Source organism: Pantoea sp. Cy-640, assembly GCF_011752635.1.
GTDB classification, from domain to species: Bacteria; Pseudomonadota; Gammaproteobacteria; order Enterobacterales; family Enterobacteriaceae; genus Pantoea; species Pantoea dispersa.
The window spans coordinates 153,546-167,514 of sequence record NZ_VWXB01000012.1; the positions used below are offsets into that span (position 1 = coordinate 153,546).

12 protein-coding genes and 1 riboswitch are annotated in these 13,969 nt (G+C 57.0%); of the genes, 10 read left to right on the forward strand and 2 right to left on the reverse strand.

What is annotated here, in order from left to right; genetic code table 11:
* Positions 1–161 precede the first annotated feature (161 nt).
* From argC to oxyR, 6 genes are all read left to right on the forward strand, one after another.
* Positions 162–1,166: an N-acetyl-gamma-glutamyl-phosphate reductase gene (gene argC / locus F3J36_RS22760; RefSeq protein WP_058758139.1), complete on the forward strand. Its 1,005-nt coding sequence runs from the start codon at positions 162–164 to the stop codon at positions 1,164–1,166.
* An 18-nt stretch (positions 1,167–1,184) separates the two neighbouring features.
* Positions 1,185–1,961: an acetylglutamate kinase gene (gene argB, locus F3J36_RS22765; RefSeq protein ID WP_021506830.1), complete on the forward strand. Its 777-nt coding sequence runs from the start codon at positions 1,185–1,187 to the stop codon at positions 1,959–1,961.
* Positions 1,962–1,975: 14 nt separating this feature from the next.
* Positions 1,976–3,193 carry an argininosuccinate synthase gene (locus F3J36_RS22770; protein ID WP_021506829.1) on the forward strand — a complete coding sequence of 406 codons (1,218 nt, stop codon included), beginning with the start codon at positions 1,976–1,978 and terminating at the stop codon, positions 3,191–3,193.
* A gap of 75 nt (positions 3,194–3,268) precedes the next feature.
* Entirely contained in the window at positions 3,269–4,648 is a 1,380-nt protein-coding gene (gene argH, locus F3J36_RS22775; protein ID WP_104094280.1) for an argininosuccinate lyase, read from the forward strand.
* 100 nt (positions 4,649–4,748) lie between these two features.
* Complete coding sequence (locus F3J36_RS22780) at positions 4,749–5,624, forward strand: Ig-like domain-containing protein (RefSeq protein WP_166720648.1); 876 nt, start codon at positions 4,749–4,751, stop codon at positions 5,622–5,624.
* Between the two features lie 294 nt (positions 5,625–5,918).
* Positions 5,919–6,836: a DNA-binding transcriptional regulator OxyR gene (oxyR, locus tag F3J36_RS22785; protein WP_021506826.1), complete on the forward strand. Its 918-nt coding sequence runs from the start codon at positions 5,919–5,921 to the stop codon at positions 6,834–6,836.
* On the opposite strand, the gene sthA is transcribed toward oxyR, so the two are convergent.
* Positions 6,819–8,219 carry a Si-specific NAD(P)(+) transhydrogenase gene (gene sthA, locus F3J36_RS22790; protein ID WP_021506825.1) on the reverse strand — a complete coding sequence of 467 codons (1,401 nt, stop codon included), beginning with the start codon at positions 8,217–8,219 and terminating at the stop codon, positions 6,819–6,821. The genes oxyR and sthA overlap by 18 nt on opposite strands.
* 193 nt (positions 8,220–8,412) lie before the next feature.
* On the opposite strand from sthA, the gene fabR reads away from it, so the two are divergent.
* Positions 8,413–9,057, forward strand: a complete 645-nt coding sequence (gene fabR / locus F3J36_RS22795; RefSeq protein WP_031279587.1) for an HTH-type transcriptional repressor FabR — start codon at positions 8,413–8,415, stop codon at positions 9,055–9,057.
* 18 nt (positions 9,058–9,075) lie between these two features.
* On the forward strand, positions 9,076–9,432 hold the full coding sequence (locus F3J36_RS22800) for a YijD family membrane protein (protein WP_021506823.1): 357 nt from the start codon (positions 9,076–9,078) through the stop codon (positions 9,430–9,432).
* 34 nt (positions 9,433–9,466) lie between these two features.
* Here F3J36_RS22800 and trmA read toward each other — a convergent pair whose 3' ends face one another.
* Positions 9,467–10,570 carry a tRNA (uridine(54)-C5)-methyltransferase TrmA gene (gene trmA / locus F3J36_RS22805; protein ID WP_058775573.1) on the reverse strand — a complete coding sequence of 368 codons (1,104 nt, stop codon included), beginning with the start codon at positions 10,568–10,570 and terminating at the stop codon, positions 9,467–9,469.
* A 112-nt stretch (positions 10,571–10,682) separates the two neighbouring features.
* Positions 10,683–10,864, forward strand: a riboswitch (cobalamin riboswitch).
* Positions 10,865–10,932: 68 nt separating this feature from the next.
* On the opposite strand from trmA, the gene btuB reads away from it, so the two are divergent.
* Positions 10,933–12,813: a TonB-dependent vitamin B12 receptor BtuB gene (btuB, locus tag F3J36_RS22810; protein WP_150059713.1), complete on the forward strand. Its 1,881-nt coding sequence runs from the start codon at positions 10,933–10,935 to the stop codon at positions 12,811–12,813.
* Positions 12,758–13,609, forward strand: coding sequence for a glutamate racemase (murI, locus tag F3J36_RS22815; protein ID WP_141496793.1), 852 nt, complete (start codon positions 12,758–12,760; stop codon positions 13,607–13,609). Before btuB ends, murI begins: the two co-directional genes overlap by 56 nt.
* The last annotated feature ends 360 nt before the right edge of the window (positions 13,610–13,969 follow it).

The window sequence follows — 13,969 nt, forward strand, 5'->3', positions numbered from 1 at the left end:
CGGTCCCTGGGTTAGGATGTATCAATATTAATGCATTAATAGTGAATAAAAATACATTAACGTCGTCTGCATGTGAACTGAAAAAAGCTGCAAACGGCATCGTGGGCAACGGGGCAATGCCGCGACCCGATACGTGTGACTGTAATAAGGTATACAGCCTGATGTTGAATACGCTGATCGTTGGTGCCAGTGGTTATGCTGGCGTAGAGCTTGCCACCTACCTGAATCGCCACCCGCATATGAACATAACCGCTTTGGCGGTTTCAGCGCAAAGCCCGGATGCCGGAAAGTTACTCTCCGATCTCCATCCGCAGCTGAAAGGCAGGGTCGATTTGCCATTGCAGCCGCTGGGTGATGCCGCAGAGTGGGCCGGCAAGGTCGATGTGGTGTTCCTCGCCACCGCACACGAAGTCAGCCACGATCTGGCCCCGGAATTCCTGAAAGCCGGCTGCGTGGTGTTCGACCTCTCAGGTGCGTTCCGCGTTAACGACGACGGCTTTTATCAACAGTATTACGGTTTCAGCCATCAGCACCAGGCGTGGCTCGACAAAGCCGTTTACGGCCTGGCCGAATGGAACCACGAGCAAATTAAAGACGCGCAGCTGGTGGCGGTGCCGGGTTGCTATCCGACCGCCGCGCAGCTGGCGCTTAAGCCGCTGATTAAGGCTGGCCTGCTTAATCCGGCTCAGTGGCCGGTCATCAATGCCACCAGTGGCGTCAGCGGTGCCGGGCGTAAAGCCAGCGTCACCACCAGCTTCTGTGAAGTCAGCCTGCAGCCGTACGGTCTCTTCAATCACCGTCACCATCCGGAGATTGTGGCCCATCTCGGCACGCCGGTGATCTTCACGCCGCATCTCGGTAATTTCCCGCGCGGCATTCTGGAAACCATCACCTGCCGTCTGAACGCCGGTGTGAGCCAGCAGGATGTGGCGGCGGCGTACCACAGCGCCTACCACGACAAACCACTGGTGCGGCTGTACGACAAAGGCGTACCGGCGCTGAAAGGGGTGGTTGGCCTGCCGTTCTGCGATATCGGCTTTGCCGTGCAGGGCGAGCACCTGATTGTTGTCGCAGCGGAAGACAACCTGCTGAAAGGCGCCTCCTCACAGGCGGTGCAGTGTCTCAATATTCGTTTCGGCTTCCCCGAAACGCTGTCTCTGATTTAACGGACGGATAACCTGACCATGAGCAATCCTCTAATCATTAAGCTGGGCGGCGTACTGCTGGATAGCGAAGAAGCGCTGGCGCGTCTGTTTGATGCCCTGCTGGCGTACCGCACGCAGTATCAGCGTCCGCTGATCATCGTCCACGGCGGTGGCTGCCTGGTGGACGAGCTGATGAAGAAACTGGCGCTGCCGGTGAAAAAGAAGAACGGTTTGCGCGTGACGCCAGCCGATCAGATCGACATTATTACCGGTGCGCTGGCCGGCACCGCCAACAAAACGCTGCTGGCATGGGCGAAGAAGTACGGCATTGGCGCAGTGGGTTTATGCCTCGGCGATGCCGGCCTGGTGAACGTGGCGCAGTTCGATGAGGAGCTGGGGCATGTCGGCAACGCCACGCCGGGTAATCCGCAGCTGCTCAATACGCTGCTGGATGCAGGCTATATGCCGGTGATCAGCTCGATTGGCATCACCGACGGCGGCGAACTGATGAACGTCAACGCCGACCAGGCCGCGACCGCGCTGGCGGCGACGATCGGTGCCGATCTGGTGCTGCTGTCGGACGTCAGCGGTATTCTTGACGGCAAAGGTCAGCGCATCGCCGAGATGACCGCAGCCAAAGCCGAGCAGCTGATTGCCCAGGGCATTATTACCGATGGCATGATTGTGAAAGTGCATGCGGCGCTCGACGCGGCGCGTACGCTGGGCCGCCCGGTGGATATCGCCAGCTGGCGTCATGCTGAACAGCTGCCAACCCTTTTCAACGGCGTGTCGATTGGCACCCGGATTCTCGCATAATCAAGGATTACGACATGAGCACGCAAAACATCAAAAAAATCGTTCTGGCTTACTCGGGCGGTCTGGATACCTCGGCCATCATTCCCTGGCTGAAAGAGAACTACGGTGGTTGTGAAGTGGTGGCGTTCGTGGCCAACATTGGTCAGGATCCGGCCGATCTGGAAGGCGTAGAGAAGAAAGCGCTGCAGTCGGGCGCGTCTGAGTGCCACGTGGTCGATCTGCGTGAAGAGTTTATCAGCGAATACGTTTACCCGGTGCTGCAGACCGGTGCGCTGTACGAAGGCACCTATCTGCTGGGCACCTCAATGGCGCGTCCTATCATCGCCAAAGCGCAGGTTGAACTGGCGCTGAAAGTGGGCGCAGACGCACTGTGCCACGGCGCAACCGGTAAAGGCAACGATCAGGTGCGTTTCGAAACCACCTATACCGCGCTGGCACCGCAGCTTAAAGTGGTGGCGCCATGGCGTGAGTGGAACCTGCGTTCACGTGAAGCACTGCTGGATTACCTGAAAGAGCGCAATATCCCGACCACCGCGTCGCTGGAAAAAATCTACAGCCGTGATGAGAACGCCTGGCACATCTCGACCGAAGGTGGCGTGCTGGAGAGCCCGTGGAACGCGCCAAACAAAGATTGCTGGGTGTGGACCGTCGATCCGCTGGAAGCGCCGGATCAGCCAGAAAACGTCACCGTCAGCGTGGAGAAAGGCCAGGTTGTCGCGGTGAACGGTGAGAAACTGAGCCCGTTCCAGTGTCTGGAAAAACTCAATGCGCTGGGAGCGAAACACGGCGTGGGCCGGATTGATATCGTGGAAAACCGTCTGGTGGGCATTAAATCACGCGGCTGCTACGAAACCCCTGGCGGCACCATCATGGTCAACGCGCTGCGTGCGGTTGAGCAGCTGGTACTGGATCGCGACAGCTTCAAATGGCGTGAGCAGCTGGGTCAGGAGATGTCTTACGTGGTGTATGACGGCCGCTGGTTCGCACCGCTGCGTCAGTCAATCCAGGCCGCTGCCGCATCGCTGGCAGAGCTGGTGAACGGTGAAGTGGTACTGCAGCTGTATAAAGGCCAGGCCACGGCGATCCAGAAAAAATCGGCGAACAGCCTGTACTCAGAAGAGTTTGCCACCTTCGGCGAAGACGAAGTGTACGATCACCGTCACGCGGGCGGCTTTATCCGTCTGTTCTCGCTCTCTTCACGCATTCGCGCGCTGAACGAGCAGAAGAAGTAATACCGGCGGCAGGCGACACATTTTGCAGGGGCGGCTTAGGGCCGCCCTTTGTTTAACAGATTCAGGAGCAAACAGATGGCACTTTGGGGCGGACGTTTTTCGCAGGCGGCAGATCAACGGTTTAAACAGTTCAACGACTCACTGCGGTTTGACTATCGCCTGGCGGAGCAGGACATCATCGGTTCGGTGGCCTGGTCAAAAGCGCTGGTAACGGTAAACGTGCTGAGCAGTGAAGAGCAGCAGCAGCTGGAAGCCGCGCTGAATGCGCTGCTGGAAGAGGTTCGCGCCAACCCGCAGCAGATTCTGCAGAGCGATGCCGAGGATATTCACAGCTGGGTGGAAGGCAAGCTGATCGACAAAGTCGGCGCGCTGGGCAAAAAGCTGCACACCGGGCGCAGCCGTAACGACCAGGTGGCGACCGATCTCAAACTGTGGTGTAAAACGCAGGTGGCACTGCTGCTGGAAGCCACGCGCGAGCTGCAGTCGGCGCTGGTGGCCACGGCTGAAGCCAATCAGGATGCCGTGATGCCGGGCTACACCCACCTGCAGCGGGCGCAGCCGGTGACGTTTGCCCACTGGTGTCTGGCCTACGTTGAGATGCTGGCGCGCGACGAGAGCCGTCTGCAGGATACGCTGAAGCGGCTGGATGTCAGCCCGCTGGGCTGTGGCGCGCTGGCCGGCACTGCTTATGAGATCGACCGTGAGCAGCTGGCCGGCTGGCTCGGCTTCGCTTCTGCCACGCGTAACAGCCTGGATACCGTGTCAGACCGCGATCACGTGCTGGAGCTGCTGTCTGATGCCTCGATTGGCATGGTGCACCTGTCGCGCTTCGCTGAAGACATGATCTTCTTCAACACCGGTGAAGCCGGCTTTATTGAGCTGTCCGATAAAGTGACGTCGGGCTCATCGCTGATGCCGCAGAAGAAAAATCCGGACGCGCTGGAGCTGATCCGCGGCAAGTGCGGTCGTGTGCAGGGCGCGCTGACCGGCATGATGATGACGCTGAAAGGGCTGCCGCTGGCGTACAACAAAGATATGCAGGAAGACAAAGAAGGGCTGTTCGATGCGCTTGATACCTGGCTTGACTGCCTGCATATGTCAGCGCTGGTGCTGGATGGCATTCAGGTGAAGCGTCCGCGCTGTCAGGAAGCCGCCGAGCAGGGTTACGCCAACTCGACCGAACTGGCCGATTATCTGGTAGCCAAAGGCGTGCCGTTCCGCGAAGCGCACCATATCGTCGGCGAAACCGTGGTGGAAGCGATCAAACAAGGCGTCGCGCTGGAAGCATTAAGTCTGGCGCAGTTTAAGCAGTTTAGCGCGGCGATCGGGGAAGATGTTTATCCGGTGCTGTCGCTGCAGTCTTGTCTCGATAAGCGTAACGCGCGCGGCGGCGTGGCACCACAGCAGGTGGCGCTGGCGATCGGCGAAGCGAAGCAGCGCTTAAACCTGGCCTAATGCGCGCCAGGAAATTTCTTTCGCAAAAAAGAGACAATTCTTGATCGGCCTGGCGTGAAGAGTTCTTAAAGTGTGCTCGCAGTTAATTTGGAGAACATAAATGAGCACTTCACGCTTTGGCTACCCTTTCTTTCCTCTGGAGCCGGCCGTTGAAAACCAGGTTCCTGTCACCTTCGATTCCGCCTCGGTGAATGACGGCGGTTTTATTGTCGATGGCGAGATCACCCGCGATACGCGCCCTGCGCTGAACGGCTATGCCGGCCGTGGCGTCACGCTTGAGTGTTACCATAACGGCGAGTTCGTGGGCAGCACGCTCAGCGATGCTCAGACCGGTTACTTCAGTTTTACGCTGCCTGCCGCGCTGGCGGGCGGGAGTCATCAGTTCATGGCACAGGTGGCGGCAATGCCGCAGAGCATAAGCGCGCCCTTCACGCTTATCGTCGAAGACGCCGGTTTTGTACCGGTCACGCTAACCGCCATGCACAGCGGCACGCAGTTTATCTGGCCGGAAGAGAGCACTACGCAAACCCAGCCGACCTTTTCCGGTAAAGGCCAGCCCGGCAGCCGGGTTGAGCTGTTTGATAACGATGAGCCGCTCGGCAGTGCGCTGGTCGATAGCGATCACAAATGGACCTTTACGCCGTCTCATGCGCTGGCCGCTGGCGAGCATCAGATCGTGGTGACATGCGGCGCAGGGAATGTCAGTGCGCCGGTCAGCCTGATCGTCGCGGATGATATTACGGGAGATGTGGCCCGGCCGGAGGCACTCAGTGGCCTGCATCTGCACGACCTGCTGGCCAGCGTGCCGGTTAACCTGTTCCAGGACGCGGAGCTTAACCCGGCCACGCAGCAGTATGAGCTGGTGCTGAATAATGACGATCTGCAGCAGGAGCTGACGCAGTCCGGTATCGTTGGCCACTCCCTGGTGCTGACGGAGCAGGATTTGCAGCAGTTGCTGGGTGATGTGCCACTGTGATGCAGAGGCAAAAAAAAGCGGGCTTTAAGTAGCCCGCCAACCTCTAGCTTCGGAATTACATATAGTTATAGGCACATCATCAAAGGGCTGGCACTCCCGGCCAACTCAGTGATTTCGTGAGCAGGTTGCAGGTGCTGCTCCAGATTGTTGTTGTTGCGTGTCTGCGTTAGCCGCTTTAACAATCTGTGGTCTTAATCAGATGGCCGGTATTATTCCTGTTCACCGCTTGATAGGGCTAATCGTTCATTGCTATTCTATCTATCGCCACGGGCTATCGTGGTTTGGAGGCTATCAATGAACATTCGTGATCTGGAATATCTGGTTTCGCTGGCGGAACATCGCCACTTTCGTCGTGCCGCTGATGCCTGTCATGTCAGCCAGCCGACCCTGAGCGGGCAGATTCGCAAGCTGGAAGATGAACTGGGTGTGATGCTGCTGGAACGGACCAGCCGTAAGGTGCTGTTTACTCAGGCTGGACTGCTGCTGGTGGATCAGGCGCGAACCGTGCTGCGTGAAGTGAAGGTACTGAAGGAGATGGCCAGCCAGCAGGGCGAAACCATGTCCGGGCCGCTGCACATTGGTCTGATTCCGACCACCGGTCCCTATCTGCTGCCGCATATTATTCCGATGCTGCATCAGACCTTCCCGAAACTCGAGATGTATCTGCACGAGGCGCAAACGCAGCAGCTGCTGGCGCAGCTCGACAGCGGTAAGCTCGACTGCGCGATTCTGGCGCTGGTAAAAGAGAGCGAAGCTTTTATTGAAGTGCCGCTGTTTGATGAGCCGATGAAGCTGGCGATCTACCAGGATCATCCGTGGCACGATCGCGATCGCGTGCCGATGTCGGATCTGGCTGGTGAGAAACTGCTGATGCTGGAAGATGGTCACTGTCTGCGCGATCAGGCGATGGGCTTCTGCTTCGAAGCCGGCGCTGATGAAGATACCCATTTCCGCGCGACCAGCCTGGAAACGCTGCGCAACATGGTAGCAGCCGGCAGCGGTATCACTTTGCTGCCGTCGCTGGCGGTACCGAATGAGCGCGTACGTGATGGCGTGTGCTATCTGCCGTGTTACAAACCGGTGCCGCAGCGCACCATCGCGCTGGTGTATCGTCCGGGATCGCCTCTGCGCAGCCGCTATGAGCAGCTGGCAGAAGCAATTAAAACCCACATGCAGGGTTACCTGGACCGTTCGTTAAAACAGGCGGTTTAAGCCGTTTAACGCCGCCACGCGGTAGGCTTCGGCCATGGTGGGGTAGTTGAAGGTGGTGTTCACGAAATACTCAATCGTGTTACCGCCGTTCTTCTGCTCCATGATGGCCTGGCCGATGTGAATGATCTCCGCCGCACGCTCGCCAAAGCAGTGAATACCCAGAATCTCTTTGGTTTCGCGGTGGAACAGGATCTTCAGGCTGCCGACGTGCATGCCGACAATCTGCGCGCGCGCCAGATGCTTAAACTGTGCACGGCCCACTTCATACGGCACTTTCATCGCCGTCAGCTGCTGTTCGGTTTTGCCGACGGAGCTGATTTCCGGAATGGTGTAAATCCCGGTCGGGATATCTTCAATCAGGTGCGCGGTGGCTTCCCCTTTAATGATCGCCTGCGCGGCAATGCGGCCCTGATCGTAAGCGGCAGAGGCCAGGCTCGGGTAACCAATCACGTCGCCCACCGCATAAATGTGCGGCTGCGCAGTCTGATACATACTGTTCACTTTCAGCAGTCCACGGCCATCGGCTTCCAGCCCGACGTTTTCCAGCGCCAGTGAATCGGTATTACCGGTACGGCCGTTAGCGTACAGCAGGCAATCGGCTTTGACCTTTTTGCCGGACTTGAGGTGCATGATGACGCCATCGCTGACACCTTCAATCTTCTCAAACTCTTCGTTGTGACGAATCACCACGCCGCTGTTCCAGAAGTGATAAGAGAGCGAATCAGACATCTCCTGATCGAGGAACGCCAGCAGGCGATCGCGGGTGTTGATCAGGTCAACCTTGACGTTAAGACCGCGGAAAATCGACGCATATTCACAGCCAATCACGCCCGCACCATAAATGATGACGTGGCCGGGTTCATGATGCAGGTTGAGGATGGAGTCAGAATCGTAAATGCGCGGGTGGGTAAAATCGACGTCCGCCGGATGATACGGGCGGGAACCACAGGCGATGACAAACTTCTCTGCGGTTAAGCGCTCGCGCGTGCCGTCTGGCTGTTCCACTTCGATGGTGTTGGCATCAACAAAATGGGCGTCGCCCTGATAAAGCTCACAGCGGTTACGCTCGTAAAAGCCCTGACGCATGGCAGTCTGCTGGCTGATGACGTTCTCAGTATGATTCAGAATGTCGGCGAACGAGGAGCGCAGGAGTCGGGTGTGATCGCTATAAAGAGGGTTTTGATTGAACTCGATGATACGGCTGACAGCGTGACGCAGAGCTTTGGAAGGGATGGTTCCCCAGTGAGTACAACCGCCGCCGATGTTGTGGTAGCGTTCGATCACTGCAATGCGCGCTCCCTGCTTCACCAGCCCCATCGCCGCACCTTCGCCGCCCGGACCGGAGCCAATCACAATGGCATCGTAATCGTAAGACTTTTGCATACCAGTACGTCCTATGTTTCTATACATTTTTACAACGAGATTCTAACATCTCGCCGCGCACATCTGAATTCTAACAGCGTAAATTGGCAAAGTTTGACAATCAGTGAGGTTAACAGGCGGTCACAAACTTTGCGCCGCTGTACGCTGAAAAGTTTGTTATAGTGCCTGCCTGATTACTCACAAGGCCGGGAAAATGGGCGTTCGAGCGCAACAAAAAGAACGTACACGACGTTCACTGATTGAAGCGGCATTCAGTCAGTTAAGTGCAGAAAGGAGTTTTGCCAGCCTGAGTTTACGCGAAGTGGCACGCGAAGCCGGCATTGCACCGACCTCGTTTTACCGTCACTTTCGCGATGTGGATGAGCTCGGCCTGACGATGGTCGATGAAAGTGGCCTGATGCTGCGCCAGCTGATGCGCCAGGCGCGCCAGCGCATTGCCAAAGGCGGCAGCATCATTAAAACCTCGGTCGCCACGTTTATGGAGTTCATCGGGAACAATCCCAACGCTTTTCGTCTCTTACTACGCGAGCGCTCCGGCACCTCAGCGGCTTTTCGTGCGGCGGTCGCGCGGGAGATTCAGCACTTTATCGCTGAACTGGCCGACTACCTTGAGCTGGAAAACCGCATGCCGCGCAGCTTTACCGAAGCGCAGGCGGAAGCGATGGTGACGATTGTGTTCAGCGCCGGCGCGGAAGCGCTGGATGTGGATATCGAACAGCGGCGCAAACTGGAAGAGCGTCTGGTGCTGCAGCTGCGAATGATCGCCAAAGGCGCGTATTACTGGTATCGCCGGGAGCAAGAGCGCCTGGCGGTTACCCTGGAAACCCCCGAAGAGTAATGTGATAAGGATAATGAAATGATTGAGCAAAACCCTCGCGATAAAGGAACGCTGTTACTGGCTTTTATCACCGGTTTAGCTATCAACGGCTCCTTTTCGGTGCTGTTCAGCACCTTTGTTCCCTTTTCGATTTTCCCGCTGATCGCCCTTGGCCTTGCCGCGTGGTGTCTGCATCAGCGCTATCTCAACCGCAATATGCCGGACGGCATGCCTTCGCTGGCGGCGGCATTTTTTCTGTTGGGGATTCTGGTGTACAGCGCGCTGGTGCGTGCCGAATATCCGGATATCGGGTCTAACTTCATCCCGACCATTCTGATGGTGGCGCTGGTGTTCTGGATCGCCATGCGCTTCCGCCGCAGCAAGAACAAGCACTGAAAACAATCACGGGAACCGCAGGGTTCCCGTTTTTTTAGGCTTTGCGCGTAAGTAACACACCGCATTCCATATGGTGGGTGTAAGGGAACTGGTCAAACAGCGCCAGCCGCGTGACGGTATGCGTGGCACTCAGTACGCTGAGATTGTCACACAGCGTCTGCGGATTACAGGAAATATAGAGAATGCGCGGATAGGCCTGCACCATCTTCACCGTCTCGTCATCCAACCCGCTGCGCGGCGGATCGACAAAGATGGTCTCGCACTGATAGCTGTTGAGATCGATGCCTTCCAGACGGTTGAAGCTGCGCACGCCGTTCATCGCCTGGGTAAACTCTTCGGCTGCCATACGAATAATTTGCACGTTGTCGATGTGGTTGGCCGCAATGTTGTACTGCGCCGAAGCCACCGACGGTTTGGCGATTTCCGTCGCCAGTACGCGACGGAAGTTACGCGCCAGCGCCAGCGAAAAGTTGCCATTACCACAGTACAGCTCCAGCAGATCGCCGCGCGAATCTTGCGTCACGTCCAGCGCCCACTCCAGCATCTGAATATTCATCGCCGCATTCGGCTGGGTGAAGCTGTTCTCCACCTGACGATAGATCATCTCCTGGCCGGCTACCGGCAGGCGCTCATCGACGTAATCGCGATCGAGGCAGATTTTGGTTTTCGTGGCACGGCCAATCAGCTGCACATCAAACCCTTCTGCACGCAGGCTATCGCGCAGCGCAGTCGCGGCTTCGGTCCAGTCGGCTTCCAGCTTGCGGTGATACAGCAGTGAAATCACGATCTGGTTGCTGAGGGTGGAGAGATAATCGATCTGGAACAGTTTGAAACGCAGCGCGCGATTATCGCGGATCGCGGCGATCAACTTTGGCATCAGCGTGTTGATTAACTGGCTGGCCGCCGGAAACTGATCGACGCGGATACGCTGTTTGGTCTCTTGATCGAAGATGATGTGATAGAGATCGTCACCGTCGTGCCAGATGCGGAATTCGGCGCGCATACGATAGTGGCTGACCGGCGAGCGGAACACCTCCACGTCGGGCGCTGCGTAGGGGGCCATCATCGCCTGTAAGCGGCTGACTTTTTCCGCCAGTTGCGCGTCGTATTGTTCAATCGGGAGTTGTTCGGGTGTCATCTTCAATCCTGGTGTTAAGCCTGCCTGCCGGGCGATTGTAGGCATTCACCTGCTGATGTCCAGTCCCGGACAGTGCAGGAAGGCTGGCAGTCTGGATTTCCGGCCTTCTTAAACGTAGACTGCGGCTGCCGGCCTCCTTGAGTTAAAAGGGAATCCAGTGTGAATCTGGAGCTGACGCGCAGCGGTAAAAGAATGTCGTGGTGATCGCAATCGCAGACACTGTCCTCGCGGATGGGAAGTCTTCACCACTTATGATTCCCAGCCCGAAGACCTGCCGGTGTGACGTCGCAACTTCTGAGATCATCGCGTGCTATCGATCCCGGACCTGCGGCATCCTGCTTCGTCTTTTGGATGCTATAACAATGAAAACAACACACGCTTCGCTGTTTGCCTTTAGTGCAACGGCGTTGTCGCTCTGGGCGCAATCTGGCTACGCGCAGCAGAATGATGATACGCAAATCGTTACCGCCAACCGGTTTTTGCAGCCGGTCTCCTCCGTTCTCGCGCCGACGACAGTCGTGACCCGTGATGATATCGATCGCTGGCAGGCTAAAAGCCTGACGGACGTCATGCGTCGCCTGCCTGGCGTGGACATCGCGCAAAACGGTGGCCTCGGCCAGCTGAGTTCGCTGTTTGTGCGCGGTACTAACTCCAGCCACGTACTTATACTCATTGACGGTATCCGGCTAAACCAGGCGGGTGTGTCCGGATCGTCTGATTTAAGCCAGATTCCGCTTTCTCTGGTCCAGCGCATCGAATATGTGCGCGGTGCGCGCTCGGCGGTGTATGGCTCCGATGCAATTGGCGGCGTGGTGAACATCATCACCGGTCGTGATAAGCCGGGCACGACGCTGAGCGCGGGCGTGGGCTCGAAAGGCTATCAAAACTATGAAGGTTCTACCCAGCAGCAGCTGGGCGCAGCCACGACGCTGACCATGGCGGGCAACTACACCTATACGCGCGGCTATGATGTGGTGGCAAACCTGCCGGATGTGTATGGCGATCCGGCGCAGAAAGATCGCGATGGCTTCATGAATAAGACGCTGTATGGCGCGCTGGAGCATCAGTTCAGTGACGGGCTGAGCGGCTTTGTCCGCGGCTACGGTTTTGACAACCGCACGGCCTACGACGGCACCTACAGCTACGATAACAGTTTCAACATCAATGGATTAAACGATACCCGTCAGCTCTACAGCCAGACCTGGGACAGCGGCCTGCGTTACAGCAACGACATTTATTCGACGCAGCTGATCGCCAGCTACAGCCGCAGCAAAGACTATAACTATGATCCGCGTACAGGCCGCTACGGCCCGTCGACCACGCTGGATGACAGCAAGCAGTACAATGTGCAGTGGGGCAATACGTTGCAGGTGGCGCAGGGCAGCGTAAGCGCGGGCGTGGACTGGCAGAAACAGACCACGGAACCCGGCACCGCTTACGTGGCTGACAGCACCGAACTGCGTAACACCGGCATCTATGCCACCACCCAGCAGCAGCTGGGCAGCGTAACGCTGGAAGGCGCGGTACGTGGGGACGACAACAGCCAGTTTGGCTGGCACGGCACCTGGCAGGGCGGGGCGTCGTGGGCGTTTGTCGATGGCTATAGCGTGTTTGCCAATTACGCGACGGCATATAAAGCGCCTCGTCTCGGCCAGTTGTATGGTTCTTATGGCAACAGCGACCTGAAGCCGGAAGAGAGTAAACAGTGGGAAGCGGGCTTCTCTGGCCTGACCGGGCCGGTAAACTGGCGCGTATCCGGTTATCGTAACGATATCGATAATCTGATTGATAGCGATCCCACCACCTATATCTATTACAACATCGATAAAGCGCGTATTAAGGGCGTAGAAGCCACGGCGTCGTTCGATACCGGTCCGCTTAGCCATCAGATTTCTTACGACTATGTCGATGCGCGCGATGCTGAAACCGATCAACCGTTGGTGCGCCGTGCGAAGCAGCAGGTGAAATACCAGCTCGACTGGACGATTTATGAGTTTGACTGGTCACTGACCTATCATTATCTCGGCGATCGCTATGATACGGATTACAACCACTCCTTTACCCCGCAGCGCGTCAAACTGGGCGGTGTAAGTTTATGGGATCTGGCAGTTTCGTATCCGGTCACATCACAGCTCACCGTTCGTGGTAGAATTGCCAACCTGTTCGATAAAGACTACGAGACAGTGTATGGCTATCAAACTCCAGGAACGGAGTACTATCTCAGCGCCAGCTACAGCTTCTGATCTGCGCCCCACCGTGCTGGTGTTTGACTCCGGCGTCGGTGGGCTCTCCGTCTATGATGAGGTCCGGCAAATGCTGCCGGGCCTGCACTATCTCTATGCCTTCGATAATGCCGGCTTCCCTTACGGTGAAAAAAGCGAAGAGTACATTGTTGAGCGGGTCGTGGCGGTGGTGGAGGCTATCGTGCAGCGCGTGCCGCTGGCGTTAGTGGTCATCGCCTGTAACTCCGCCAGTACTGTATCGCTGCCAGCATTGCGTCAGCGCTTTGAATTCCCGGTCGTTGGCGTCGTGCCAGCGATTAAACCGGCGGCCCGTCTGACGCGTAACGGCGTAGTCGGCCTGCTGGCCACGCGCGGCACGGTGAAACGACCTTACACCCATGAGCTGGTGGCGCAGTTTGCGCGCGAATGTAAAATCGAAATGCTGGGGTCGGCGGAACTGGTCGAACTGGCGGAAGCCAAACTGCACGGAGAAACGGTGTCGCTGGACGATGTGCGTCGCGCAGTACAACCGTGGCTGCGTATGAAAGAGCCGCCGGATACCGTGGTGCTGGGTTGTACCCATTTCCCGCTGTTACGTGAAGAGCTGCAGCAGGTGTTGCCTGATGGCACCCGGCTGGTGGATTCGGGCGCAGCCATTGCACGGCGCACCGCCTGGTTGTTAGAGCACGAAGCGCCTCAGGCGCGTTCCAGCGGACAGAATGTGGCATTTTGTACGCGTATGGATGACGAAGTGGTGCAATTATCACCGGTTTTGCAGCGTTATGGCTTCCCGCTGCTGGAAAAACTGGCGATTTGACGGGCTTTCGCCGAAAAAAACAGCACTCGAAAATTAATTTGCATTTAGCCCTTGTCAGCCCGAAAGAACTCCCTATAATGCGCCTCCACTGACACGGCACAACGGCTTACGAAGCGCCCTGTTAGTGAGGTGGCCCTTAACGGCAACCTTCAGAAAAGCAAAAATAAATGCTTGACTGAGAAAGCGGAAAGCGTAATATACGCATCCCGCGCCGCTTGAGAAATCGCGGCACTGCTCTTTAACAATTTATCAGACAATCTGTGTGGGCACTCGCAGGATTGATATCAGCGTCTCCGGACGTAAAAAATATCAAGTCTTTGCTGAGTGAACACGTAATTCATTACGAAGTTTAATTCACAG

Excerpts from the sequence above, each read along its gene's own strand:
- btuB (WP_150059713.1), top strand. The coding sequence starts at position 10,933 with ATGAAAACAACACACGCTTCGCTGTTTGCCTTTAGTGCAACGGCGTTG.
- argB (WP_021506830.1), top strand. The coding sequence starts at position 1,185 with ATGAGCAATCCTCTAATCATTAAGCTGGGCGGCGTACTGCTGGATAGC.
- argH (WP_104094280.1), top strand. The coding sequence starts at position 3,269 with ATGGCACTTTGGGGCGGACGTTTTTCGCAGGCGGCAGATCAACGGTTT.
- trmA (WP_058775573.1), bottom strand. The coding sequence starts at position 10,570 with ATGACACCCGAACAACTCCCGATTGAACAATACGACGCGCAACTGGCG.
- sthA (WP_021506825.1), bottom strand. The coding sequence starts at position 8,219 with ATGCAAAAGTCTTACGATTACGATGCCATTGTGATTGGCTCCGGTCCG.
- F3J36_RS22800 (WP_021506823.1), top strand. The coding sequence starts at position 9,076 with ATGATTGAGCAAAACCCTCGCGATAAAGGAACGCTGTTACTGGCTTTT.
- F3J36_RS22780 (WP_166720648.1), top strand. The coding sequence starts at position 4,749 with ATGAGCACTTCACGCTTTGGCTACCCTTTCTTTCCTCTGGAGCCGGCC.
- murI (WP_141496793.1), top strand. The coding sequence starts at position 12,758 with ATGGCTATCAAACTCCAGGAACGGAGTACTATCTCAGCGCCAGCTACA.
- fabR (WP_031279587.1), top strand. The coding sequence starts at position 8,413 with ATGGGCGTTCGAGCGCAACAAAAAGAACGTACACGACGTTCACTGATT.
- F3J36_RS22770 (WP_021506829.1), top strand. The coding sequence starts at position 1,976 with ATGAGCACGCAAAACATCAAAAAAATCGTTCTGGCTTACTCGGGCGGT.
- argC (WP_058758139.1), top strand. The coding sequence starts at position 162 with ATGTTGAATACGCTGATCGTTGGTGCCAGTGGTTATGCTGGCGTAGAG.
- oxyR (WP_021506826.1), top strand. The coding sequence starts at position 5,919 with ATGAACATTCGTGATCTGGAATATCTGGTTTCGCTGGCGGAACATCGC.